Raw genomic sequence first — 23,638 nt, 5'->3', positions numbered from 1 at the left:
GGGCGGCTACGTTCGTGGTCTCCATTACGACATCCGCGAGCGCCGCAGACGATCCGCAATGGTCAATGGGTGGCCAGAACATCAGCAACACCCGGTCCAACCCGACCGAGACCATCCTCAGTCCTTCGACGGCGGACGATCTGCTGCTCAACTGGACTTACACCACACGGGGCGACGTCTCGGCGACGCCGGCCGTGGTGGACGGAGCCGTCTATTCCCGGATTGGGGCGGGTTCTTCCACAAGGTGGACGCGGACACGGGCGCGGTGATCTGGTCCCGGTCGGTCGCGTCGTACGTCGGCGCAACCGGCACCGTGGTCGCCCGTACCAGCCCGGTCGTGGTCGGCAACACCGTCTACATCGGCACCCAGACCGGCGCCAGGCTGCTGGCGATCGACATCGCCAACGGCAACCTGCGGTGGAACGTGGCGACCGATCCGCACCCGCGGCCGTACTCACAGGTGGGGCGGTCTACTACAACGGCGTGCTGTATCAGGGTGTGTCCTCCGACGAGTTCTCCCTGGCCTCGAACACCTCCTACGACTGCTGCACGTTCCGCGGCAGCCTGGTGGCGATCGACGCGGCCACCGGGGCGCAGCGGTGGAAGTCGTACACCCTGCCGGACCAGGGGCCGGGTGGTGACGTCTTCAGCGGCGCGTCCGTGTGGGGCACCACGCCGAGCATCGACCCCGCCACCAACACCGTCTACGTCGGCACGGGGCAGAACTATTCGATCCCGCAGAGCGCGGTGCAGTGCCTGCCGACGTGGAACGCCAAGGACTCGATCGTCGCGATGGACCTCACCACGGGCGCGATCAAGTGGAACACCGGGCCGCCCCGCTTCGACGAGTGGAACTTCGCCTGCCTGCCGGGCTTCCCGCCGAACAACTGCCCGAACCCGGGGCCGGACCATGACACGGGTGACGGCACCCACCTCTTCAACCTGCCCGGCCCGAACGGGACGACCCGCCGCGCGGTGGGCGCGGGTCAGAAGAGCGGCGAGTTCTGGATGCTCGACGCGGTCACCGGGGCGATCATCTGGAGCGCCTCGGTCGGGCCAGGCTCGACGCAGGGCGGCATTCAGTGGGGCACCGCGACCGACGGCCAGCGCGTGTTCTTCACTTCCAGCAACGCCGGCAACATCTCCTACCAGCTGCCCAACGGGCAGACGATCGACTACAGCTCGTTCGGGGCGCTGGACGCGGCGACCGGGCAGATCCTCTGGCAGGTGCCCGAGCCGCGCGGCGGCCGGTCGATCGGCCCGGTCACCTACGCCAACGGCGTGGTGTACGTCGGCTCGATGAACAACTGGATGTACGCGCTGAACGCCACCAACGGCCAGGTGCTGTGGCAGTTCCAGGGTCTGGGTTCGTCGAACGCCGGCCCGGCGATCGTCGGCGGCAAGCTGTACTGGGGCAACGGGTACTCGCGCGGCGGCACCGCGAGCACGCGCTTCTACTCATTCAGAGTTCCCACCCAGAGCCCGTCCCCGTCCCCTTCGCCGTCTCCTTCGCCCTCTCCGTCCCCATCTCCTTCGCCCTCTCCATCCCCTTCCCCGTCGCCGTCCCCGTCGCCGTCCCCTTCCCCGTCGCCGTCCCCTTCCCCGTCGCCGTCCCCTTCCCCGTCCCCATCCCCTTCCCCGTCCCCATCCCCTTCTCCGTCCCCATCCCCTTCTCCGTCCCCATCCCCTTCTCCGTCCCCATCGCCCTCCTCCGCATGCACCGCCAGCTATCGCGTCATCTCGCAGTGGCCGAGCGGCTTCCAAGGTGAGGTGACCGTCCGCGCGGGCAACGCGCCGATCAGCGCGTGGACCGTCCGGTGGGCCTTCGCCAACGGCCAGGCGATCACCCAGATCTGGAGCGGCACCGCGACCACCAGCGGTTCCAACGTCACGGTGAGAAACGTCGCCCACAACGGTTCCGTGCCCAGGACCGGCACCACCGTGTTCGGCTTCCTCGCCAGCTGGAACAACGCCACCAACGTGGTTCCGACCTCGGTCACCTGCACCAGTCCATAAGCGGCCGGGAGGAACTTCACCACCACGATGGCCCGCGTTCCGCGCGGGCCATCGTCGGCTTGCCGCAATGCGACGGCTTGACAGCCCCCTACCTAACGGTTAGCTTTCCTAGCTAACGGTTAGGGGGTCGACTTTTGGTGTCGCAGGCTGTCGGGGTATCGAGCAAGGAGCCGTCAGACGGCTATCAGTTGCGAGTCGTGCGGGAGGTGCTGCTCGCACTGCTGGCCAAGGAGGCTTCACACGGCTATCAGTTGCGTGCCCGGCTCCAACTCGCCCTCGGCCCGCTCGCGGAGGCCCTGAACGCGGGCCAGGTGTATGTCACGCTCACCCGCCTCGAAAAGGCCGGCCTGGTGACCGCGGAACGAGTCGGCCAGACCGACCGCCCGGACCGCAAGGTCTACGAGCTGACCGCGGCGGGCCGCGAGCGCGTCATGGAATGGCTGGACGACACCAGCTGGCCCAAGCCCGCGCCCGCCGAATTCCACCTGAAACTGGTCGCCGCCGCCGCGGCCGGTCTGGGCGACCCGGGACGGCTCGTGGACACCCAGCGGCACGCGGTGCTGGCCGGCCTGGCCGCCGCGCAGCGCGCCGCGCTGGCCGAACCTGCCGATTCCACCGCCGGGCTCCTGCTCGAAGGCGTGGTCCTCAGACTGCAGGCCGACCTGCACTGGCTGGAAGCCTGCGCCCGCTACTGGACTCCGAGGAAGGACCGATGATGGACACCGTCGAGTCGTTGCCGATCGTAAGCCCGATCCTGCGGGCGAGCGGCCTTCGGATGCGGTACGGCCAGGGCTCCGGGATCGTCCACGCCCTCGACGGAGTCGACCTGGACGTCGCCACCGGCGAGACGGTGGCCGTGATGGGCGCCAGCGGCAGCGGCAAGTCGACGCTGCTGCACCTGCTGGGCGGCCTGGAACGCCCGTCCGCCGGTGAGGTGTGGCTGGCGGGGCGCCGCATCGACGGGCTGGGCGAGACCGCGCTGGCCCGGCTGCGCCGGACGGCGATCGGGTTCGTCTTCCAGGCCTTCCACCTGATGGACGAGCTCACCGCCGCCGAGAACGTCGAACTGCCCGCGCTGCTGGCGGGGCAGTCGCCGCGCGCGGCCCGCCGCCGGGCCGCTGAGCTGCTGGAACGCGTCGGGCTCAGCCATCGCGCCGAGCACCTGCCGTCGGCGCTCTCCGGCGGCGAACGCCAGCGGGTCGCGATCGCCCGCGCGCTCAGCAACGAGCCGCTCGTCGTGCTCGCCGACGAGCCGACCGGCAATCTCGACAGCGCCGCGACCCTGGACGTGCTGCGGCTGCTCGACAGTCTGCGCACCGCCGGGCAGACGCTGGTGATCGTCACCCATGACGCCCGGGTCGCCGCCACCGCGGACCGGCTGATCTCGATGCGCGACGGCGGCTTCGTCGAGGAGACCAGGCTGACCCACGGCAGCACCGGGCGGCTCGGCGAGCTGGCCGGGCTGGAGGGCTGATCCGATGGGCCGCGTTCTGCTCGTGTGCCGGCTCGCCGTACGGGACCTGCGCCGGCGCCCGGCCGAGGCTGTGCTGCTGTTGCTGGCGATCACGGCCGCCACGGCGACACTGACGCTCGGGCTCGTCTTGCAGGGGGCGTCGGCTCAGCCGTACCAGACCACGCGGGTGGCGACGGGCGGGCCCGACGTGGTCGCCAGTGTCGTCGCCTCGCCCGGCGGCGATCAGCTCGCCGCCTTGGAAGCGCTGGCCGGGGCCCCCGGTGTCGCCGGTCACAGCGGTCCATTTCCGCACACGCGCCTCGTCGTGAAAGCGCGCGGCGTCACCACGGTGGCGTGGACGCAGGGGCGTGGCGCCGCGTCCGCCCCGGTCGACCAGCCCAAAGTGACCGAGGGCGGCTGGGTGCGCGACGGCGGCGCCGTGCTGGAGGCCAGTTTCGCTCAGGCGCTCGGGGTCCGCGCCGGTGACCGGATCACCTTGGGTGACCGGTCGTTCCAGGTCGCCGGGGTCGCGGTCACCGCCGCCATGCCGCCGTACCCGAAGATCTGCTTCTCGCCCTGCATGTTCGGCGAGCACCAGATGGCGCCCCCGACGGCCCCGCCGGTCAGCGCTCCGCGCGAGGACGTGAACTTCGGCCCGCCCGGCCCGAACGGCCTGCTCTGGGTCACCGACGCGGACGCCCGTGATCTCGCCGCGCGGACGCGGTTCCTCGGGTACGTCATGAACCTGAAGCTGGCCGACCCGGCCTCGGCCCCGGCGTTCATCGACGCGCATCTGCCGACGAGCCTCGACACCCCGTTCCTGGCGTCGTGGCAAGACGTCCTGTACGGGCACAACAAGATGATCGAATGGAAGCAGGTCGCCATGCTGGTCTCCAGCTGGCTGCTCGGCATGATCGCGCTGGCCGGCATCGTGGTCCTCGTCGCGGGCCGGATGGCCGACCAGCTGCGGCGGGTCGGCCTGCTCAAGGCGGTCGGCGGCACCCCGGGCCTGGTGGCGGCCGTGCTCCTCGCCGAGTACGTCGCCGTGGCTCTGCTCGCCTCGGCGGCCGGGCTGGCGATCGGCCGGTTGGCGGCCCCGCTGCTCAGCGAACCCGCGACCGGGCTGCTCGGCAGCGCGGGCGCGGTGCCGTTCACCTGGTCCACCGTCGCGCTGGTGACGGCCGTCGCGCTCGGCATCGCGGGCGTCGCGACCTTCCTGCCGGCCGTTCGCGCCGCCCGTACCAGCACCGTTCTCGCGCTGGCCGACGCGGCCCGTCCGCCGCGGCGGACGGCGTGGCTGATCGGGATCTCGACCCGGCTGCCCGTCCCGCTGCTGCTCGGGTTGCGGGTGGCCGCCCGGCGTCCGCGCCGTACCGTGCTGGGCATGGCGGGGATCGCGGTCGCGGTCGCCGGGATCGTGGCCGCCATGGCGGCCAACGCGCACCGCTTCGAGGAGAAGGCCCCCGGCGCCGATCCGCGGACCGCGCTGAGCCAGGTGCTGCTGCTGATGACGGTCATGCTGGTCGCCCAGGCCGCCGTCAACGCGATCTGCATCACCTGGTCGACCGCACTGGACGCCAGGCGCTCCTCGGCGCTGGCCCGCGCGCTCGGCGCGACCCCCGCCCAGGTCAGCGCCGGACTGTCGACGGCACAGATCCTTCCCGCCCTCGCGGGCGCCCTGCTGGGGCTCGCCACGGGAATCGGGCTCGCCGAGCTCCTCGACGACGACCCGGTGACCGTCCCGCCGCTCTGGCAACTGACCGCCGTCGTCCTGGGCTGCGTGATCGTGATCGCGGGGCTCACCGCCATACCGGCCCGGCTCAGCGCCCGCCATCCCGTGGGCGAAATCCTCCGCACCGAACTCACGTGAGGTACGGCCGTCCGATATTGGACACATATCGTCACTTTTCATGATCGGATGATCGCGGCACCATGCTGTCATGACGCGACAGGCGGTGACCGAGGAACTGATCCGTGAGTGGTCCGGGGGCCGGGCCTTCGACCGGGGAAAGGTCTACTTCGCGCAGGACCGGGTGGAGGATCTGTCGGTCACCGAGAGCGCCGCGACCGCGGTGGTGGACGGTTCGTCCGTCTACGACGTACGGCTGGACCTGGCCGACGGCCGGATGTGGGGCGAGTGCTCGTGCCCGCAGGGAGACGACGGCAAGTTCTGCAAACACTGCGTGGCGACCGCGCTGGCCTGGATGGCCGAGGCAGGCCCGCTGTCGGTGCCCGAACCCCCGGACAAAATCAGCGACGAGGCGTTACGGACCTTCCTGGCGAGCCAGGAGCACGGGTGGCTGGCCGAGGAGCTGATGCGCGCCGCGACGGCCGCGCCGATGGTCCGCGCCAGACTGGAAGTCGCCGCCGGCGCCGAGGCGAAGAACGTGCTCGCCACCGAGCGGCTCCGCCGTGACCTGGCCTTGAGCGTCAGAATCGACGACGACGAGACGGAAGAATGGCTGGACGGGGTCAAGGCGGCCTTCGCGAAGGTGACGGACCTGTCGAAGGCCGGATTCACCGGCGAGGCGACCGAACTGGCCGAGTACGCGATCGACCTGCTCGCCGGCGTCGCCGAGGAGGACCGATTCCTGGTTCACCAGGCACTGGCCGAGGCCGGGCGAATCCATCTGGCGGCCTGCTCCGACGGCCATCCCGACCCGCGGGCGCTCGCCGACCGTCTCGTGGACCAGGCGCTGGCGACCGGAACCCTGTTCGTGGACGCGCTGCCCGGCTACGCCGGAGCGCTCGGCCCGGATGGACTGGCCCGCTACCGGGAGCGGGTCGAGCAAGCCTGGCGTGACCTGGAACCGGATCCGGCCGGCGACCCGCCGCCGACGGCCGTCCTGCTGAGAGAGCGGCTGGCCGAGCATGAGGGCGGCGCCGACGGGCTGATCACGCTGGCCGCCGGGGAGCCGTCGAGCCGGCAGGTGCTGCGGATCGCGCGGGTGCTGGCCGGGGAGGGCAAGGACGGGAGCGCGCTGGAGTGGATCAGGGGCGGCCTGGCGCGTTTCGACGGCGAGGTCGCCCTGAATGACTTCGGGCTCGATGTCGACCTGCGCACTCTGGGCGCCGAATGCCTGCTGAGGGCGGGTGACCAGCGGGGAGCCGTCGAGTTTCTGTGGCCGGTCTTCATCGACAGTCCATCCGTGCGCACCTACGGCATGGTCGCCGAGGCGGCGGGTGCGCACTGGCCGCGCTGGCGGGAGCGGGCGCTCACCCGGCTGAGCGAGAAGCTCGCCCGGTACCAGACGGACCATCGTTTCAACGTGCTGGTCGAGATCATGCTGTCGGAGCAGGACAGCGAGGGCGCCTGGCAGGTGGCGCGGGCGGGCGGAGTGAGCCAGGACCTGCGGCTCCGGGCGGCCAGGGCGCGCGGGGCGACCCATCCCGCGGAGGCGTACCCCGTGCTGCTGGAGGCGGCGGAGGCCGCGATCGAGGAGAAGAAGAAGCGTCAGTACGCCTGGGCGGCGCAGCTGCTGGCCGAGGCCCAGCTCCTGGCCGGACAGTGCGGGCACGGTCAGAAGTTCGACCAGCACATGGCCGGGCTGCGCGCCGAGCACAAGGCCAAGTCAGCGCTGCGGGCCGAACTCAACCAGGCACGGCTTCCTTGACTCCGGCCGGGTCGGTGGCGGGCTCCGGTGCCGGGCGGCGGTAGCGGAGCAGGAGCATCAGGCCGCCGGCCACCAGGGCCCAGAAGGCCGCGCCGATGCCGAGCAGGGTGAATCCGGAGGCGGCCACCACGAAGGTCACCAGCGCGGCCTCCCGCATCGGCGGATCGTCAAGCGCCGCCGCCAAAGCCGAGGTCAGGGCGCCGAGCAGGGCCAGGCCCGCGACTCCCTCGATGAGGACGGGGGGCGACAGCAGTACCAGGGCGGTGGCCAGGCCGGCGCTCAGGCCCAGCAGGATCATCGCCGCTCCGGCGGTCACCGAGGCGATCCAGCGCCGGTCCGGGTCGGGATGCGCGTCAGGGCCTGCGGCCAGGGCGGCCGTGATGGCGGCCAGGTTCACGGCGTGCCCGCCGAACGGGGCCGCGGCGGCGCTGCCCAGGCCGGTGGCGAGCAGCACCCCGCGCAGCCCGGGCCGGTAGCCGAAGCCGGCCAGGACCGCCATGCCGGGCACGTTCTGCGAGGCCATCGTCACCAGGTAGAGCGGCAGCGCGATGCCGACCATGGCCTGCAGGCTCCAGGCCGGAGCCGTCGGCTCGACCACCGGCCACAGATCCACGCCGCCCAGACCGGGACCGGTCACGCCGATCATGACGGCGGCCACCACCAGAGCCGCCGGGATCGCCCACAGCCGGGCGAACCTGCTCAGCAACGCCCAGACCAGCACCACCGGCACCGCCAGCGACGGCACCTCGGCGACCGCGCGCACCGGGGCGACGCACAGGTTCAGCAGCACCCCGGCCAGCATCGCGCCCGCGATCGGGCCCGGAATCGCGGCGATCCACCGGCCCAGCACCGAGAACAAGCCCGTGGCCATGATGAGCAGGCCGCACACCACGAACGCGCCCACCGCGGCCGGGAACCCGCCGGAGACGGTCCCGGTCGACGCGAGCAGAGCCGCCCCGGGGGTGGACCACGCGATGGTGACCGGGATCTTCCCGCGCAGGCCCAGCCAGACGGCCACGACCCCCACGGCCACGCACAGTGCGAGCAACCCGGAGGACGCCTGCCGGGGATCCGCGCCGACCGCCCGCAACCCGGCCAGAACCACGGCGAACGAGCTGGCGAACCCGACCACCGCCGTGACCACTCCCGTGATGACCGGCTGAACCAACCCGCGCATCGACACCTCCGCTCAAGATGCGGGTCAGCCTATCCGGCGAAATATCACCACATGCCGGGCGGTCCGACCGGCGCGTCCACGGTCATGCCGTCACGATCGGGTACATCTGGATCAGGTGGTTTCGCCGGAACGCTCCGGGTGAGGTTCCCGAGTCGCGTTTGAAGGCGGCCGCGAAGGCCACGTCGGAGTGGTATCCGACCTGCGCCGCCACCGCGGCCACCGTGGAGGCCTGGTCGCGGAGCAGGGTGCGGGCGCGCTGCATCCGCAGCGACGACAGGTAGCCGATGACCGGTTCGCCGACCCGGCTGGTGAAACGGGCGGCGAACGCGGCCCGGGAGAGGCCGACGGTCCTGGCCAGGCTGTCGACCGTCCACGGCTGGGCGAGGTCGGAGTGGATGGCGTTCAGGGCCGCCGCCACGTACGGGTCACGCAGGCCCGTGAGCCAGCCGGGCTGGTCGACGGTGTCGCCGTGATGCCGCAGCGCGCGCACGATCAGCGCGTCGGAGAGCCGGGCCGTGACCAGTTCCGAGCCGGGCGCCCCTTCGGCCGCCTCGGCGGACAGGAGGTCGACGAACGGGCCCAGCCAGCGACCGAGTTCGCCAGGGATGTGGATGCTCCTGGGCAGCCCGCGAAGAGCCGGATGGTCGGGCTCACCCACGACGAACGCGCCGCACACGAGCACGGTGTCGGCCCCGGACCCGCCCGGCGCGCGCATCGCGAGTTCCAGCCCGGAAACCGTGGTCCGCCGCGCGCCGCCACCGCTGGACCGCAGCACATGCGCGTCCCCCCGGGGCAGAATGACCAGGTCACCGGCCGCGAGCGGCTGAACGCCGCCGTCATGCAGAACCAGGTCACACCGCCCGCGGACCACGATGTGCACCCCGCGCTCCTCAAACCCGATCTGGTACGGATCACCCAGCTCGATCCGGCGATAGGCGGCACTCTCGAAGCGCAACTCCCGCAGCACAAGGCTCAAGACATCCATGGCACCGCTTCACTCGGCAAGACGAACACTGTGGTTTTATGGACGATCACCCATGAATAGTCTCAGCCCCGCCGCCCACCGTCGAATCAACCCCGTTGATCACACCCAGGTAGGTGTCAGCCGTGCAGGGCGCCGCCCAGGCGCTGGCCGCAGGCGGCGAGGAGGGCTCTGGCCCGGTCCGCCGGCACCCGGCGCTCGATCATGACGACGGCGGTCTTGAGTTCCAGGCCGGCGGCTTCCAGGGTGTCCCGGGCGGTACGGAGGTCCGCGCCGGTGATGTCGCTGACGATGCGGGCGGCGCGGTCGGCGAGTTTGCTGTTGGTCGCGGCCATCTCGATCATGTGGTTGCCGTACGTGCGCCCGCATCTGATCATCGCGATGGTGGAGATCATGTTGAGGACGAGTTTCTGCGCGGTGCCCGCCTTGAGGCGGGTGGAGCCGGTGACGACCTCGGGGCCGACGACGACCTCGATGGCGTGGTCGGCGGCGGCCAGCGGGGTGCCGGTGTTGCAGCTCAGACCGACCGTCAGCGCGCCGAGGCGGCGGGCCTCGGCCACGGCGGCGACGACGTAGGGGGCGCGGCCGCTGGCGGAGACGCCGACGACAGAGTCACGAGAGCCGACGCCTTCGGCCCGGATGGCGGCGGCGCCCGCGCCGGCGTCGTCCTCGGCTCCCTCGACGGATCGGGTGAGCGCGTCCTCGCCGCCGGCGATGATGCCGCGGATCAGTTCGGGGTCGGTGCCGAAGGTGGGGGGGCATTCCGAGGCGTCGAGCACGGCGAGCCGGCCCGAGGTGCCCGCGCCGACGTACAGCAGCCGGCCCCCGCCCAGCAGGCGCGCGGCGATCGCGTCGATCGCGGCGGAGATGGCGGGGATCGCGGTGGCCACCGCGCCGGGCACGGTGGCGTCGGCCGCGTTCATGCGGCGGGCGATCTCGTCGGTGGGGAGCGTGTCGATCCGGCGGTGCCGGGGGTCGCTCTGCTCGGTGACCAGCGCGCCAAGTGACTGCGTCATGACCCCTCCTGCTGTCGGGCGCCGAGGGCGCGGCGGTAGAGCCAGAAGACCCGCTCGACTCGCGCGCCGATGGCTTTGGCGTAGAAATGGGTGGGGCCGACCCAGCTGATCTGGGCGCTGCGCAGCCCGGTGGCGGCCTGCTCGGCGAGGCAGCGCCGCAGCAGGACCCGGCCGACGCCGAGCCCGCGCGCCGCCTCGGCCGTGCCCATGGGCCCGAACCAGTGCGGCCGTGAGCCCCAGGCGGCGAACCCGAGGATCTCGCCGCCGCGTTCGGCGTAGTGGCAGCCGGTGGCCTGTTCCGCCTCCCAGGCCCAGGAGTCGTTCCATGTTTTCCTGACGAACTCGGCGACCTCCGTGCGCTCCCCCGCGGGCGCGGCGCGCACGGTGACCCCGTGGTCCGCCAGGCGTGCCACGTCGGCGTCGGCGGTGAGGTCGCCGGTGAGGTCCGCGGTCATGTTCCAGCCCGTCTGGAACCGCTCGTAGCCGAGGTTTTCGGCCAGGCAGACGGCGGGGGTGTAGCGCACGTCGATGCCGGGCCAGGCGTAGCAGGGCGGGTTGCCCGCGAAGCGGATCTCGCCGGCGCCTTCGGCGCGCAGCCACTCCTCGGCGGCGGCGACCAGGGCGCGGCCCAGGCCGCTGCGGCGCGCGCCGGGGTCGACCGCGAGCAGGTCCAGGTGGCCGACGTCCGCGCGGAGCTGGGACATCGAGGCGAACACGACGCCGTCGAGGCCGGGTGTGGCGAGCGCGGTCCACCTGCGCCCCTCGGGCGGGGTCGCCAGCCGGGCCACGATCGCCTGGGCGTCGTCGTCGAGGGTGAGGGTGTTCCGGGCCAGTTCGGCCGCGTCGAGCGGGGACGGGAGTACGCCGATCATGCGCTCACCTCCACGGGGATGACGCTGCGGGGCCGGGGGTGGAAGCAGGCGTGCTCCTGCGGGGTGTCCTCGCCGTACCCGAGCGAAGGTCGTTCTGACTCGCAGTGGTCGGTCCGGAACGGGCATCTGCGGGCGAACAGGCAGCCGGTGTCGGTGTGGCTCTCGTCGAGGGCCTCGGTGGGCAGGACCAGGTCGGGTCCCGGCTGTTCGACTCCGCGCAGGACGGGGATGGCTGAGAGCAGGGACTGGGTGTAGGGGTGCACGGGGGCCGCGATGACGGTCTCGGTCGGGCCGCGTTCCACGACCTGGCCGCGGTAGATCACATACAGTTCGCCGTCGGCGCCGATGTAGCGGGCCGTGGCGATGTCGTGGGTGATGAACAGCACGCTTACGCCGAGTCGTTCGCGCAGGTCCTTGAGTAGGGCGAGGATGCCGAGCCGCAGTGACACGTCGATCATGGAGACGGATTCGTCGGCGACGAGCACCTCCGGGTCGACGGTGAGAGCCCGTGCGATGACGACGCGCTGCCGCATGCCGCCGGACAGCTGGTGCGGGTAGCGCGGGAGCACGTAGCCGGGGTCGATGCCCACCAGCGTGAGCAGTTCGCGCGCTCGTTCCTGAGCCCACGCCTTGGACCTGCCCATCCGCCGGGCGCGCAGGGCCAGCGGCGCGTCCAGGGTCTGGTGGATGGTGCGGGTCGGGTTGAGCGCGGAGTAGGGATCTTGATGGATCAGCTGCACCCGGCGGAACTGCGCCTGCCGCTGCCGATGACGCAACGGCGACAACGGCGTGCCATCAATGATGATCTCGCCCGAGTCGTAGGTCTCCAGCCCCGCCACAATCCGCCCGAGCGTGGTCTTGCCGCAGCCGGACTCGCCGATGAATGTGACCGCCCCGCCCTTCGCGATGGCGAAGTCCACCCCGCGCAGGGCCAGGACGTCGCGCCCGTCCAGGACGCTCCCCCGCTGCCGGTAGGTCTTGGTGATGCCGGTTCCGATGATCACACGTACTCCTTCCGTACGGCGGGCGCGACCGGCTGCCCGACCGCGTGGCAGGCGACCGTGCGCTCGCCGTACGCGGCGGGGGCCGGGTCCACGGTGTCGCAGACGGCCATCCGCAGCGGGCAGCGCTCCCGGAACACGCAGCCCTCGGCCGGGATGGTGCCCAGCGTGGGCGGCCGTCCGGGCAGCGCCCTGGCCTCGTCGATGTCGCCGGACAGGCGCGGGATGGCCCGGATCAGGCCCCGCGTGTACGGATGCCGGGGCGAGCCGAGCACCGCCGTGGTCGGCCCGTGCTCGACGACCCGGCCGCCGTACATGACGGCGAGGCAGTCGGTGACCTCGGCGGCCACGCCGATGTCGTGCGTCACGATCAGCGTGGTGAGCCCGCGCTCGCGGTGCACCTCCTTGACGATCCGCAGAATGGTCGCCTGCGTGATCATGTCGAGGGCGGTGGTGGGCTCGTCCAGCACGACCAGGTGGGCGTTGAGCACGAGCGCGAGCATGATGCCGACCCGCTGGCGCATGCCGCCGGACAGCTCGTGCTGATAGGAGTCGAGCACCCGTCCGCCGTCCAGGCCCATCCGGCCGAGCAGCGCCCTGGCCTCGCCGACGAGGGCGGGCAGGTCGGCCACGTCATGCGAGCGGCCCAGATCCAGCAGCTGCTTGCCGACCGTCTTGAGGGGGTTCAGCGAGTTCTGCGCGGCCTGGAAGACATACCCCACCTGCCGGCCGCGGGCCCGCCGCAGCTCGTCGCCGCCGAGCTGGACGACGTCGCCGAGGCCGTCGATGTCGACGCTGCCGGCCTTGATCCGGCCCGGCGGCTGGACGGCGTTGAGCAGGGACAGCGCGAGCGTGGACTTGCCCGACCCGGACTCGCCGACGATCCCGGTGATGGTCCCCGGCGCGAGCGTGAGGCCGACGCCGGCGAGGGCGGGCAGTTCGCCCGCGGGCGTGCGGTAGACGACGGTGAGGTCGCGGACCCGCACGCCGGGCGCGAAAGATTCGGTCATGATGCCCCTACTCCTCACGCAGCCGTGGGTTGAAGATCTCGTCCATCGCGTCGACGACCAGCACGATGCCCAGCGTCAGCAGCAGGATCGCCAGCAGCGGAGCCAGCAGGTACGGCAGCGCCGCCGCGCTGGTCAGCGCCCCGCCGCCGAACACGGCGAGGTTCAGCATCACGCCCCAGTTGTTGGCGTCGAACGGCAGCACACCCAGGAAGAACAACCCCACCTGCGCGTAGATGGCCCCGGTCACGGCGATCAGCATGTTCATCGCGATATATGGCGCCATGCTGGGCAGCAGCTCGCGCCCGACGATGTGCCGGGTCGAGAGGCCGAGGCCCCTGGCTGCCTCGATGAAGCCGCGTTCCCGCAGCGACAGCGTCTGTGAGCGCACGGCGCGGGCGATGCCGCCCCAGCCGAGCGCGCCGAGGACCACGCCCATTTCGAGCGGGCTGGTGAACTTCCACACCGTGGACAGCACCAGCAGCAGCGGCAGCCCGGGAATGGTGAGCTGAAGGTCGGTGAGGCGCATCAGCACGGTGTCCCAGCGGCCCCGGTGGAACCCGGCGAGCAGCCCGATCGCGGTGCCGAGCGCGACCGTGATGACGGCCGTGGCCAGGCCCGCCAGCAGCACGTACCGGGTGCCGGTGACGACCAGGGCGAGCACGTCGGTGCCCTCGAAGTCGGTGCCGAAGGGGTGCGCCAGGCTGGGCGCGGCGTAGAGCGCGTGGTCGTCGCGCGGGAGCGGGCTCGGGTAGAGCAGCGGCCCGGCCACGCCCATGAACGCGAACAGCGTGACGATGCCGACGCCCACCAGCCGGCTGGGTTTGCGCCGCAGCACCCGCAGCACGCCGCGCCAGAAGTTGCGGCGCAGGGTGATGGGCGCGGGGCTGAGCTGGGTGACCGTCATGCCGCACCTCCGCTGCGCACCCGGGGGTCGATCACGGCGTACATCAGGTCGGCCGCGATGTTGGCGGCGACCACCGCCACGGTGATCACCAGGAAGGTGCCGCCCATCAGCGCGTAGTCGCGCGCGCCGATGCTGTTGACGAGCAGCAGCCCGAGACCCGGATAGTTGAAGATCGTCTCAATGAAGATCGCGCCGCCGAAGAGCATGCCGAGCGACAGCGCCAGGATGGTGAACAGCGGCAGGATCGCGTTGCGCGCGATGTACCGGAACAGCACGCCGCGTTTCAGCCCGCGCAGTTCGGCGGCGAGGATGAAGTCGTCGCCGAGCACGGTGGCCACGCTCGATTTCATCGCCAGGATCCAGCCGCCGTAGCTGGCCAGCGCGTATGTCAGCACCGGCAGGGTGGCGTGCTGGACCAGCGAGACGAGATACCCGGCGTTGAAGCCGGGCACGTACTCGATGTCCACCGGGCCGCCCGCGGGCAGGATCGGCCACAGCGTGGTGAAGATGGCCGTGACCAGCAGCCCGATCACGTACTGCGGCACGCCGTGCAGCAGCGATCCGGAGATCGAGAGCACGTCGCCGAGCTTGCCGGACCGCTTGATCGCCGCGTAGACGCCCATCGTGACGCCGAGCAGGAAGCTCAGCAGCGTGCCGCCGAGCACGGGCAGGATGGTCCATTTGGCCGCCGACCCGATGATCGTCGCCACGCCGGCGCCCGGCGTGCTGAGCGACTGGCCGAGGTCGAGGTGGATCAGGCCGTTCAGGTAGCCGACGTACTGGTCCCAGAGGCTGCCGGTCGGCAGGAAGCCGTACAGCGCGGCCGTGGCCCGTTCGGCCTGGTCGGGGGCCATGCCCTGCTCGATCAGCTTCTCGTACTGACCCATGACGGGGTCACCGGGGATGTTTCGGATGATCACGAAGCTGATCGTGGTGACCACCCAGATCATCGCGATTCCGCGGGCCAGGTGGCCCGTGAGCCGCCGGACGGTGTTCATCGGCCACCTTTCTTGATCATTCCGAGCTGCATCCACACCCCCGCCGGCAGCCGCAGCACATCACTGTCGGCGCTGGGCCAGCCCGTGTAGCGGGTGGTGCTGACGAACTGGGTGTTGACGTAGTCGTAGAGCTGGATGACGGGAAGCTCCTGGTTGGTCACCTTCGCCAGCATGCCCACGATCCGCCGCTGCTCCTCCGGCGAGACCGCGTTCAACCGGCCGGTCAGCGTGCCAGGATTCACCCCGTCGAGAGTCTCGGGACCGCCCATCCAGTTGCCCTGCGTGCCCGGCGGCACCCGGGTGAGCTGCCCGGCGAGCAGCTGCCAGCCGTTGGCCGACCCGTAGATCCGCTGGAAGATGTTGTACGGCGAGGGCCCGAGCGCCATCAGCCAGAACCCGATGTCATACCGCCCGGACGACAGCTCGTCCAGATAGAGCGTGTAGTCCGCCGCCGTGATCACGCTCGCGTCGATCCCGTGGTCGTTGAGCTGGCTGGTGATGGCCTTGGCGGCGGAGACCCAGTCGGAGAACGAGGCCGGGACGTGGATCTCGACCTGCCACGGCGAGCCATCCGGCATCGCCCACTTCCCGCCCTGCTGGGTCATTCCGGCGGCCTTGAGCTCCTGCGCGGCCTTGGCCGGGTTCACCTGGTAGGCGTCCAGGTCGCCGAGCCCGTCCCCGAGCCACGACTTGGCCGACTTCGCGTGGATGCCGGTGGTCGTCTCCGCGGGCGTGCCCGCCTCCGGCGAGGCCACCTTGGTGACCTGGCTCCGGTCGATCAGGTAGGCCAGCGCCCGGCGCACGTGCACGTTGTCGTACGGCTTGTGCGTCTGGTTGAACGCCATCGAGACCGCGACCGGCGAGAAGCCCTTGCGCACCTCGTTGCCCTGGGTCTGCCGGATCCGGTTCAGCACGTCGGTCGGCACCGCCGTGAAGGGCGCGCTGTCGAGCTTGCCGGAGATCAGGTAGTTCCAGATCTGCTGGTTGCCCGTGTAGTTGAGCACCTTGACCCGCTCGGGGGCGACGTTCTGGTTCGCGTAGAAGTACTTGTTCCGCACCAGCAGCGCCTCGCCCGGGTTCACCCGCTCCAGCACGAACGGGCCGGCCGAGACGTCCTTGGCCGGGGCGAAGGAGATGACCTTCTGCGCCAGCCCGGTGATCGCGGTCTTGGCCTTCTCGGCGGCCGGCCCGGACCCCCGGGCGGCCTTGAGCGTGGCCCAGAAGTCGGCGGGCAGCAGCCCGCCGAAGACGTGCGCGGGGACGACGACCGTGGAGAGCACGTTGCGGAGGAACAGGTTGCTCTTGTTCGCCCCCTGGGTGACCTTGACGGTCTTGGCGTCCAGCACCTGGACGTCGGCCGCCGAGCCCGCCGCCTTCGGGTCCACGGCGTAGGCCGTGCCCCCCTGCGTATACGCCAGGCCGATCGAGGTGCGGACGTCCTCGCTGGTCACCGGCTTGCCGTCGGACCAGCGGGCGGCCGGCTGGAGGCGCACGACGACCTCTCCCTGGTCCGGGGTGACGGTCCAGGTCGCGGCGATCCCCGGGTAGAACCTGTTGGGGTCGACCGGGTCGTTCTTCGGCCACGCCAGCGACATCGCGTCGTAGCCGAGGAACGTGTTGCCCTGGGGGTTGAACGGGTTGATCGGCGCGGTGGCGTCGATCTGCTTGGCGCCGTCGATCGTGGTGTAGACGTCCGAACCGGCGGACCCCCCGGCACCACCGCAAGCGGAGGCGGTGGAGATCACCGCCACGGCCGTGATCGCCGCGAGTCGCTTCATGAACTGCTCCTGGTAGCCGATTGCCAGGACGATACGTGGGGCAGGCAGGCAGCGTCAATTATTTTCGTCCGCGATGGCAGGTGTGGAGTTAATCTTTACCTTTGGCCATCTAGCTGCGGATACGTCGTCCACCGTACCTGTCGAGAGCACCTTTCGTGACACGCAGCGCCGCGTCCGACACCTCGAAGGTGCGCTGCGCGACGCCCACGAAGATGCAGTCGACGATGAGTAGCTGGCTGATCCGGCTGGCCAGCGCGCCCGGCCGGAAGGCCGTCTCCCGGCCCGCCGAGACCAGCACGTGGTCGCTCAGGTCGGCGAGTGAGGAGCGCGGATTGTTGGTGATCGCCACCGTGGTGGCGCCGCCCTCGCGCGCGATCCTGACCGGCTCGACCACGTCCGCCGTCTCGCCCGTGCAGCTCACCGCCACCCAGACGTCCCTCGGCTCGGCCAGCGCCGCCGCGGTCAGGGCCAGGTGCACCTCCGCGAACGGGTGGCTGAACACGCCGATCCGCATCAGTTTCTGCGCCATGTCCGCCGCCACCAGGCCGGACGCGCCGACGCCGAGCACGCTCACCCGGCGCGCGCCGGTCAGGGCGTCCACGACCGCGCCGAGCCGTTCCGGCGCGAGCTGCGCCGCCGTGTCCGCGAGCGCGTCCGACTCCGCCCGGGTCACTTTCGCGATCACGTCGGCGAGCGGGTCGTCGGGGGCCAGGTCGCCGGGGACCAGCCGGTCCTGCTCGCCGCGCCCCGACGCCGCCGCCAGCGCCAGCCGCAGCTCGGAGTAGCCGGAGAAGCCGAGGGCGCGCGCCGTGCGCACGATCGTGGCCTGGCTGGTCCCCGACGCCGCGCTCAGCTCGGTGATCGTGCTCCGGGCCACCATCGCGGGATCTTCCAGGATCAGCCGGGCGATCGACCGCGCCGACAGGGTCAGCGAGGGCAGCACGGCGCGCACGCTCGCCACCAGGTTCGCGGCCGTGGGTCCGTTCATGGGGGTCAGCTCTCTTCTGTTGGGGGGTTCAGACTCGTGAGCCAGCGCGCGACGGCACGCGCCGACGCGCGGGAGTTGCCGTGCGTGGACACGTGCACCGCGCCGACCGGTGACCCCGGCAGGCCCAGTTCCACGACGACCGCGTCCGGCCTGACCCGCAGGGCCTCCGCCAGGAGCTCGTTGATCCAGCCGTGCCGGGCGGCGTCCCGCACCGCGACCACCAGCGGCCGATCGTGATCGCTCAGGTCGGGGAGCGCTCCCCCGGCGTCCACGGAGACCCCGAGCGTGCCCGGCAGCACCTCGGCGAGCGCTCCCGCGAGCCCCGGCGGCGCGATGCCGCCGATGGCCTCGCTCGGCCGCTCCGCCATCTCGACGACCAGCGGAGCCCGCGCGAGCACGGGCCACTCACACGCGCCGGCCGCCACCCGCAGGGCCGCGCCCGCGGCTCGCAGGCCCAGGTCGTCGTCGGGTTCCGCCGCGGCGCCGGCCCGCTCGGGGGCCCGGTCGGCGTGCCAGGCGGCGAGCTGCCGCACCCGGTCCGCCGCCTCCGAGAGCCGCTCTTCCGGCAGGCGTCCTTCGCGTACGGCGGCCACGATGGCGTCGCGGAGCCCGTACACGGTGGATCCGTCGGGCGCGGTGATCCCCGCGCAGACGGCGTCCGCCCCCGCGGCGAGGGCGCGCACCGCGATCTCGCCGGGCTCGTGGAAGGCCGCGACGGCCCGCATCTCGATGGCGTCGGTCACCACCAGGCCCTCGAAGCCCATCTCTTCCCTGAGCAGCTCCGTCATCACGGCACGGCTCAGCGTGGCGGGCAGCGCGTCGAGCGCGGGCACCAGCAGATGCCCGCACATGATCGCCCTTACGCCCGCTCCGATGGCGGCCCGGAACGGCGGGAGGTCGCGGCGCTCGACCGTCTCGCGCGAGGCGTTCACAGTGGGCAGCTCCAGGTGGGAGTCGGCGACCGTGTCGCCGTGCCCCGGGAAGTGCTTGGCGCACGCCGCCACCCCCGCCCCCTGCAGCCCGTCGATCCAGGCCACGGTGTGCCGGGCCACCAGATCGGGGTCCGGCCCGAACGAACGGACGCCGATGACGGGATTGGCGGGGTTGGCGTTGACGTCGGCCACCGGCGCGTAGTCCAGGGTGACTCCGGCGGCGGCGAGCAGGCGCGCGATCTGGCGGGCCACCCGCGCGGTCGCGGCGAGGTCGTCGGCGACGCCGAGCCCTCTGTTGCCCGGCCACGAGCTGCCGGTGTCCGCCTCCAGGCGGGTGACCGCGCCGCCTTCCTCGTCGGCCGCGACGATGACGTCCGGGCTCTCTCTTCTGAGCGCGGTCACCAGTTCCGCGGTCTGCGCCTGGTCGACGACGTTGCGCGCGAACAGGACGACCCCGCCGAGGCCGTCCCCGAGTGCCCGCCGCAGCCATTCGGGTGGTTCCGTCCCGTCGAAGCCCGGCTGCAGCACGCTCATCGCCATGCGCTCAAGAGTTGTCACGCGCTCTCCCCGATCACCCGTCGGTGCAGTTCAGCTGAGGGAAACGCGGCCCGCAGGGCCAGCGCGGCGGCCCCGGCGGCGCCGTCGCGGGCCGTGATCGGGCGGGTGTCGTCGCCCAGTTCGGCCCACACCCGGCGGGCCAGTTCGGTGGGCTCGGTGAGCAGGGAGCCCGCCAGCACCAGCGGGCCCCCGTGGCGGCCGAGTGTGCGGGCGGTGGCGGTGAGGCGGCGGGCGGCGTCGTCGAGGATGGCGCCCGCGACCTGGTCGCCCGCGCGGGCGACCTGGTCCGCGAGAGGGGCCAGCGTGCCCAGCCAGGCCGGTCCGGATTCGGCGATCCTGGCGTACACGGCGGAGACGATCGCGTCGGCCGACGTCCCGAGCGGGGCGAGCCCGTCCACCAGCACGGTGGGCCCGCCGCGGCCGTCGAGCGCCATCAGCGCCGCCGACACGGCCGCCCGCCCGATCCAGACGCCCGACCCTTCGTCGCCCAGCAACCACCCGTGTCCGTCGGCGACCTGGACGACTTCCCACTCCGCGATCCGCGCCGCCACGGCGCCCGTTCCCGACAGCAGGACCGCCCCGTCGGGTTCCGTGGTCGCGCCGGCGAAGGCCACCAGCACGTCGGCCACGACCGAGGGCCGTCCGGGGAGCCCGGCCGAACGCCACGCCTCCCCCGCCATCAGCCCGGCCCGCTCGGCGCCCGAACCCGCCAGGCCCAGCACGCCCCCGACGACCCGGGCCGGGTCCAGTCCGTCCATCGCCGCCCGCAGGGCCGCCACCACGTTGGCGGCCGGGTCGGCGACGGAGACCACGTTCGTGCCGCCCGCACGCCCGCGCCCCGCCACCTCTCCGCGCTCACTGACGACGACACACCGCGTGCTGGTGCCCCCGCCGTCCACTCCAATGATCAAAGCAGTCACTATCGCCCCCCGTGTAGATACCCTCCAAAAACCTACAAGAGAGTGAAGATTTCCTACAACGCGCCGGGACCATGAAGTCGATCACGGAAGCCCGGAAGCCCGTGGGGGGTGAGATTCGCTGCATAATTTCCCCGATGCAGGACTTCGCCATGATCAAGAGGGGAACCCGATGACGCACCCGTTCGAGCTGAGTCAGGAGATCGAGCTCGGCGCCACGCCCGAGCAGGTCTGGGACGCGATCGCGACCGGGCCTGGCGTCGACTCCTGGTTCATGGGGCGCACCGAGCTCGGCACGGCCGCCGGGAGTCCGGCCGACCTGACGATGCTGGGCCGCACCGAGCGGGCCACGATCACCGCCTTCGAGCCCGGCAGCCGCCTGGCGACCCGGAGCGCGGAGGCCCCCAACGGCCAGTTCATGGCGATGGAGTACCTGATCGAGGGCCGCGGCGGCGGCACGACCGTGCTGCGGCTCGTGCACAGCGGCATGCTCGGCGACGACTGGGAGACCGAGTTCGAGGCGATGAAGGCCGGTTGGCCCATCTACCTGGAGACCCTCAAGCAGTACCTCGCGCATTTCACCGGCCGCGTCCCCTCCGTCGCCACGGTGTTCCGGCCCGGGGCGGGCGGCCCTGACGCGGTCTGGAAGACCGTCACGGAGTCGCTGGGCGTCACCCCGGAGGTCGGCGAGGGCGACGCCGTCCGGCTTCCGGACGGTTCCGCCGGAGTCGTCTACTACGCGAACCTGCCGGTCAATCTGGGCGTACGGACAGCGGACGGTCTGTACCGGTTCATCCATTCGGGCAGTGACCGTGGCGACGCCCTCGTGCTCGGGCACCAGAACTTCGCCGGCCGGGACGACCAGGGGGCGTGGGACGCCTGGATGGCCGAGCGTTTCGGCTGACGGCTCAGGGCGCCGGGACGTAGGGGAAGGACCGGGTCGGCTTCGACGTGATCGAATCCCTGGTGAGGCCGATTGTGACGGGCGTGTTGGCGGCGAAGGAGAACATGACGTCCGGCGTGTTGTCGGTCAGGGATCGGCCGTTCCACTCGGCGAAGCCGTACACCGCCGGTGTGCCCACCGTGTAGGGCAGGATGTTGGGGAAGATCCGGTTGATGACGGTTCTCGCGTACGCGCCGGGGTCCTCGGCGGTGCCGTAGGCGCGCACGACGCCCGCCACCATGTCGCCGACGATCTTGCCATGGATCTCCAGGTCCTCGGCGGGCGCGGTGCTGTTGAGCCAGTCGCCCAGGTCGCCGTCGAGCTGGACGAACAGCGGGCAGATCATCGGATGGCCGGCCCGGTTGATCGGGCGCCAGCCGCCGGCGTCGGTGGCCAGCGTGGTCAGGCCCCACACCCCGATCCTGCCGTCCGTACCGGCGAACGGCAGCAGTTCCCGGTCGCCGACCTCCAGGACGATGGAGTAGACGTTCTCCCCCGCGAACGCGTTCTTCGCCTGGGCCGGGTCCCAGCCCGACAGATCGATCGTGGTCCCGTCGTGGAAGGCCCGGCCGACCGCGTGCAGGACGTCCGGCTCGATCCAGAACGGGTCGCCGGCCTTGCCGACCCACACCCGGCCGCCGCCGTCGACCTCGGCCATCGCGCCGGTACGGCCTTCGGCGATCACGGTGCCCTCGGCCGAGACGTCGCGGGCGTCCAGGCCGGCCAGGCGGCACAGCCGGTAAGCCTGGTTCCCGTGCTCGTCACGCGCGTCGAAGGTGAAACGGTAGGTCAGGTCCTCGACGGCGTCCCCGTTGCCGTCGATCTTGACCTCGTATCTCCCCTCCGGATGCAGTCCCCGGGGGATGTCCAGGCCGGCGGACGAGTGGCTGTGGTTGGTGACGAAGACCGTGCCCCGCTCGCCGCGGAAGACGTACAGGTCGGTGATGTCGAGGCGGGGGTCCTGCTTGGCGAGAGGTGAGTCGAGGTGATGCGACATGCCGTCCTCGCAGTTCTTCGGGCGGTCCGGGCAGGCTGAGGGGTCCGGAATTGTTCTGACTTATCCAGGATGGCGTGACGGAACGGCCGCCGGGCTATGACCAGTCGATGATTGTTCCAAAGGCCCGTGGGCAAGCAGAGCGCGCTGAGCTGCGAGGAGATAATCCGTCCAAGGAGAGGCGCGGGCCTGATGGGTCTCGAATTCGGGCGTCGCCACCGCACCGAAGGGGACATCTTGCCGCCGCCACCAGTCGCCTCGCCCGGTTCGTCCCTGCGCCGGGTGACCGTCGTCGTGCCGCTGCTGGCCCTGGCGGCCTCCTGCTTCTCGTCGCCGCCCTGACCGCCGTCGTCGGCCTCGCCAAAGTCGAATCCCGCACCATCGAGGCCGCCGTCGCCGACGCGGGACTCCCCAAGGCGTCGTCGGCGTCGCCATCGCGCTGCTGATCCTGCTCCCCGAAACCCTCGCCGCGGTCCGCAACGCCCGCCACGACCGCGTCCAGATCAGCCTCAACCTCGCCCTCGGCTCCGCCATGGCCAGCATCGGCCTGACCATCCCCGCCATCGCGATCTCCTCCATCTGGCTCCACGGGCCCCTTGCTGCTCGGCCTCGGCCCGACCCAGATCGTCCTGCTCGCCCTCACCGCCGGTGTCGGGATCCTGACGATCATGCCCGGCCGCGCCACCGTGCTGCAGGCCGGCCTTCACCTGTCCATCTGCGCGGCTTTCCTCTTCCTCGCCGCCAATCCCTGACTCAGCTGGCGGTCCCGGTGGTGCTCAGTTCTACGCAGCAGGAGCCGGGACGGGGGGCCAGGATCGCGTGGACGGTCGGGGCGCCCAGGCCGGAGAGGAAGCCGGCCAGGAAGGCGTGGTTGATCGCGCAGACCAGGTCGGGGTCCTTGGCGGCCAGTGGATGGAAGGGGCAGTTCTCCAGCCGGACCAGGGTGTGCGTCGCGCGTACCGGTTCGAAGCCGTGGCGTTCCAGCATCCGGCCCGCGTATGTCAGCGCGCGTTCCGCGCCCAGCCGGCCGGGCTTCAGGTCGGCGCGTTCCGCCGTCCCCAGGTCGTGGCCCCGCCCGGCGGCCACCCGGATCGAGGTCTCCCGCCCGTTCTCGCCCGGTTCCTGGAGCCGGAGTGCGTCCAGCAGGATTCCGGCCAGTAGCTCGTGCTCGCGCTGCGGGATGCTCACCTGGACCTGCGCGCCGCCCGGTTCGTACACCTTCGGCGCGCGGCCGACCCGGCGCAGTCCGCCCGGCTGGGCGTAACCGGCGGTGAGCAGGCCGACGGAGACGAGCTTGTCCAGATGGAAGGCGGCGAGCTTGCGGGAGATCCCGACGCTCTCGGCGGCCTCGTCCCGCGTCACCGGGCGGCCGGCCCTGCGGATGAACGCGTACATGCGGCGGCGCAGGTCGTCGCTGAGCACGGCGACCGCTTCCAGCGCTTCAGGATCGGGGGTCACCTGCCTAGATTAACACCGATTGCCCCG

23 protein-coding genes and 2 pseudogenes are annotated in these 23,638 nt (G+C 71.6%); 11 read left to right on the top strand and 14 right to left on the bottom strand.

All coding sequences use genetic code 11. The features are described from left to right. From Acor_RS44585 to Acor_RS22510, 7 genes and pseudogenes are all read left to right on the top strand, one after another. The coding region (locus Acor_RS44585; protein WP_246238960.1) for a hypothetical protein at nucleotides 1-269 on the top strand (269 nt) is incomplete at its 5' end. Further along, nucleotides 245-403, top strand: a pseudogene (locus Acor_RS46355) (hypothetical protein); the annotation flags it as partial. The gene Acor_RS44585 and the pseudogene Acor_RS46355, both read left to right, overlap by 25 nt. Before the next feature lie 14 nt (nucleotides 404-417). Continuing rightward, nucleotides 418-2,016, top strand: a complete 1,599-nt coding sequence (locus Acor_RS43370) for a cellulose binding domain-containing protein (protein ID WP_155338697.1) — start codon at nucleotides 418-420, stop codon at nucleotides 2,014-2,016. Between the two features lie 197 nt (nucleotides 2,017-2,213). Then, a complete protein-coding gene (locus Acor_RS22525; protein ID WP_155338705.1) occupies nucleotides 2,214-2,732 on the top strand; it encodes a PadR family transcriptional regulator in 519 nt (172 codons plus the stop codon). Then, nucleotides 2,729-3,490, top strand: a complete 762-nt coding sequence (locus Acor_RS22520) for an ABC transporter ATP-binding protein (RefSeq protein WP_155338696.1) — start codon at nucleotides 2,729-2,731, stop codon at nucleotides 3,488-3,490. The genes Acor_RS22525 and Acor_RS22520 overlap by 4 nt, the downstream gene beginning before the upstream one ends. 4 nt (nucleotides 3,491-3,494) lie before the next feature. Then, complete coding sequence (locus Acor_RS22515; RefSeq protein WP_155338695.1) at nucleotides 3,495-5,339, top strand: ABC transporter permease; 1,845 nt, start codon at nucleotides 3,495-3,497, stop codon at nucleotides 5,337-5,339. A 70-nt stretch (nucleotides 5,340-5,409) separates the two neighbouring features. Further along, the gene (locus Acor_RS22510) at nucleotides 5,410-7,083 is read left to right on the top strand and encodes an SWIM zinc finger family protein (RefSeq protein WP_155338694.1); all 1,674 of its coding nucleotides are present in this window, start codon (nucleotides 5,410-5,412) and stop codon (nucleotides 7,081-7,083) included. Here Acor_RS22510 and Acor_RS22505 read toward each other — a convergent pair. The 12 genes from Acor_RS22505 to Acor_RS22450 all read right to left on the bottom strand — a co-directional run bounded on the left by Acor_RS22505 (nucleotide 7,061) and on the right by Acor_RS22450 (nucleotide 20,210). Then, nucleotides 7,061-8,260: a benzoate/H(+) symporter BenE family transporter gene (locus Acor_RS22505; RefSeq protein WP_155338693.1), complete on the bottom strand. Its 1,200-nt coding sequence runs from the start codon at nucleotides 8,258-8,260 to the stop codon at nucleotides 7,061-7,063. The genes Acor_RS22510 and Acor_RS22505 overlap by 23 nt on opposite strands. Before the next feature lie 82 nt (nucleotides 8,261-8,342). Then, nucleotides 8,343-9,236 (bottom strand): AraC family transcriptional regulator, encoded by an 894-nt coding sequence (locus Acor_RS22500; RefSeq protein WP_218034423.1) that lies wholly within the window; start codon nucleotides 9,234-9,236, stop codon nucleotides 8,343-8,345. A gap of 125 nt (nucleotides 9,237-9,361) precedes the next feature. Further along, nucleotides 9,362-10,258: an N-acetylmuramic acid 6-phosphate etherase gene (murQ, locus tag Acor_RS22495; protein ID WP_155338691.1), complete on the bottom strand. Its 897-nt coding sequence runs from the start codon at nucleotides 10,256-10,258 to the stop codon at nucleotides 9,362-9,364. After that, nucleotides 10,255-11,130: a GNAT family N-acetyltransferase gene (locus Acor_RS22490; protein WP_155338690.1), complete on the bottom strand. Its 876-nt coding sequence runs from the start codon at nucleotides 11,128-11,130 to the stop codon at nucleotides 10,255-10,257. The genes murQ and Acor_RS22490 overlap by 4 nt, the downstream gene beginning before the upstream one ends. Further along, entirely contained in the window at nucleotides 11,127-12,134 is a 1,008-nt protein-coding gene (locus Acor_RS22485; RefSeq protein ID WP_155338689.1) for an ABC transporter ATP-binding protein, read from the bottom strand. Before Acor_RS22485 ends, Acor_RS22490 begins: the two co-directional genes overlap by 4 nt. Continuing rightward, complete coding sequence (locus Acor_RS22480; protein ID WP_155338688.1) at nucleotides 12,131-13,141, bottom strand: ABC transporter ATP-binding protein; 1,011 nt, start codon at nucleotides 13,139-13,141, stop codon at nucleotides 12,131-12,133. Before Acor_RS22480 ends, Acor_RS22485 begins: the two co-directional genes overlap by 4 nt. 7 nt (nucleotides 13,142-13,148) lie before the next feature. Beyond that, nucleotides 13,149-14,045, bottom strand: a complete 897-nt coding sequence (locus Acor_RS22475; RefSeq protein ID WP_155338687.1) for an ABC transporter permease — start codon at nucleotides 14,043-14,045, stop codon at nucleotides 13,149-13,151. Then, complete coding sequence (locus Acor_RS22470) at nucleotides 14,042-15,043, bottom strand: ABC transporter permease (RefSeq protein WP_155338686.1); 1,002 nt, start codon at nucleotides 15,041-15,043, stop codon at nucleotides 14,042-14,044. Before Acor_RS22470 ends, Acor_RS22475 begins: the two co-directional genes overlap by 4 nt. Further along, entirely contained in the window at nucleotides 15,040-16,821 is a 1,782-nt protein-coding gene (locus tag Acor_RS22465; RefSeq protein WP_155338685.1) for an ABC transporter substrate-binding protein, read from the bottom strand. Before Acor_RS22465 ends, Acor_RS22470 begins: the two co-directional genes overlap by 4 nt. 109 nt (nucleotides 16,822-16,930) lie before the next feature. Further along, complete coding sequence (locus tag Acor_RS22460; protein ID WP_155338684.1) at nucleotides 16,931-17,809, bottom strand: MurR/RpiR family transcriptional regulator; 879 nt, start codon at nucleotides 17,807-17,809, stop codon at nucleotides 16,931-16,933. Nucleotides 17,810-17,814: 5 nt separating this feature from the next. Then, nucleotides 17,815-19,299 (bottom strand): glycoside hydrolase family 3 protein, encoded by a 1,485-nt coding sequence (locus tag Acor_RS22455; protein ID WP_308805680.1) that lies wholly within the window; start codon nucleotides 19,297-19,299, stop codon nucleotides 17,815-17,817. Beyond that, entirely contained in the window at nucleotides 19,296-20,210 is a 915-nt protein-coding gene (locus Acor_RS22450) for an N-acetylglucosamine kinase (RefSeq protein ID WP_246238958.1), read from the bottom strand. The genes Acor_RS22455 and Acor_RS22450 overlap by 4 nt, the downstream gene beginning before the upstream one ends. Nucleotides 20,211-20,388: 178 nt before the next feature. On the opposite strand from Acor_RS22450, the gene Acor_RS22445 reads away from it, so the two are divergent. Then, entirely contained in the window at nucleotides 20,389-21,120 is a 732-nt protein-coding gene (locus tag Acor_RS22445) for an SRPBCC family protein (RefSeq protein ID WP_155338682.1), read from the top strand. A 4-nt stretch (nucleotides 21,121-21,124) separates the two neighbouring features. On the opposite strand, the gene Acor_RS22440 is transcribed toward Acor_RS22445, so the two are convergent. After that, nucleotides 21,125-22,156 (bottom strand): DUF4331 family protein, encoded by a 1,032-nt coding sequence (locus Acor_RS22440; RefSeq protein WP_155338681.1) that lies wholly within the window; start codon nucleotides 22,154-22,156, stop codon nucleotides 21,125-21,127. Nucleotides 22,157-22,345: 189 nt separating this feature from the next. Between Acor_RS22440 and Acor_RS42320 the strand changes: the two genes are divergently transcribed. The 3 genes and pseudogenes from Acor_RS42320 (at nucleotide 22,346) to Acor_RS43365 (ending at nucleotide 22,905) form a co-directional block, all read left to right on the top strand. After that, entirely contained in the window at nucleotides 22,346-22,495 is a 150-nt protein-coding gene (locus Acor_RS42320; protein ID WP_170317032.1) for a hypothetical protein, read from the top strand. Between the two features lie 28 nt (nucleotides 22,496-22,523). Continuing rightward, nucleotides 22,524-22,721 (top strand): annotated as a pseudogene (locus Acor_RS46350) (hypothetical protein); the annotation flags it as partial. A 28-nt stretch (nucleotides 22,722-22,749) separates the two neighbouring features. Beyond that, nucleotides 22,750-22,905, top strand: a complete 156-nt coding sequence (locus tag Acor_RS43365; RefSeq protein ID WP_218034422.1) for a hypothetical protein — start codon at nucleotides 22,750-22,752, stop codon at nucleotides 22,903-22,905. A gap of 1 nt (nucleotide 22,906) precedes the next feature. On the opposite strand, the gene Acor_RS22430 is transcribed toward Acor_RS43365, so the two are convergent. After that, on the bottom strand, nucleotides 22,907-23,611 hold the full coding sequence (locus tag Acor_RS22430) for a helix-turn-helix transcriptional regulator (RefSeq protein WP_155338680.1): 705 nt from the start codon (nucleotides 23,609-23,611) through the stop codon (nucleotides 22,907-22,909). Between the last annotated feature and the right edge of the window lie 27 nt (nucleotides 23,612-23,638).

Source organism: Acrocarpospora corrugata (assembly GCF_009687845.1).
GTDB classification, from domain to species: domain Bacteria; phylum Actinomycetota; class Actinomycetes; order Streptosporangiales; family Streptosporangiaceae; genus Acrocarpospora; species Acrocarpospora corrugata.
The sequence above is the reverse complement of the archived record's forward strand: the minus strand, read 5'-3'. Positions and strand labels throughout refer to the sequence as shown.

Excerpts from the sequence above, each read along its gene's own strand:
- Acor_RS22440 (WP_155338681.1), bottom strand. The coding sequence starts at position 22,156 with ATGTCGCATCACCTCGACTCACCTCTCGCCAAGCAGGACCCCCGCCTC.
- Acor_RS22515 (WP_155338695.1), top strand. The coding sequence starts at position 3,495 with ATGGGCCGCGTTCTGCTCGTGTGCCGGCTCGCCGTACGGGACCTGCGC.
- Acor_RS22460 (WP_155338684.1), bottom strand. The coding sequence starts at position 17,809 with ATGAACGGACCCACGGCCGCGAACCTGGTGGCGAGCGTGCGCGCCGTG.
- Acor_RS22480 (WP_155338688.1), bottom strand. The coding sequence starts at position 13,141 with ATGACCGAATCTTTCGCGCCCGGCGTGCGGGTCCGCGACCTCACCGTC.
- Acor_RS22470 (WP_155338686.1), bottom strand. The coding sequence starts at position 15,043 with ATGAACACCGTCCGGCGGCTCACGGGCCACCTGGCCCGCGGAATCGCG.
- Acor_RS22475 (WP_155338687.1), bottom strand. The coding sequence starts at position 14,045 with ATGACGGTCACCCAGCTCAGCCCCGCGCCCATCACCCTGCGCCGCAAC.
- murQ (WP_155338691.1), bottom strand. The coding sequence starts at position 10,258 with ATGACGCAGTCACTTGGCGCGCTGGTCACCGAGCAGAGCGACCCCCGG.
- Acor_RS22490 (WP_155338690.1), bottom strand. The coding sequence starts at position 11,130 with ATGATCGGCGTACTCCCGTCCCCGCTCGACGCGGCCGAACTGGCCCGG.
- Acor_RS22510 (WP_155338694.1), top strand. The coding sequence starts at position 5,410 with ATGACGCGACAGGCGGTGACCGAGGAACTGATCCGTGAGTGGTCCGGG.
- Acor_RS42320 (WP_170317032.1), top strand. The coding sequence starts at position 22,346 with ATGGGTCTCGAATTCGGGCGTCGCCACCGCACCGAAGGGGACATCTTG.
- Acor_RS22505 (WP_155338693.1), bottom strand. The coding sequence starts at position 8,260 with ATGCGCGGGTTGGTTCAGCCGGTCATCACGGGAGTGGTCACGGCGGTG.
- Acor_RS22445 (WP_155338682.1), top strand. The coding sequence starts at position 20,389 with ATGACGCACCCGTTCGAGCTGAGTCAGGAGATCGAGCTCGGCGCCACG.
- Acor_RS22465 (WP_155338685.1), bottom strand. The coding sequence starts at position 16,821 with ATGAAGCGACTCGCGGCGATCACGGCCGTGGCGGTGATCTCCACCGCC.
- Acor_RS22520 (WP_155338696.1), top strand. The coding sequence starts at position 2,729 with ATGATGGACACCGTCGAGTCGTTGCCGATCGTAAGCCCGATCCTGCGG.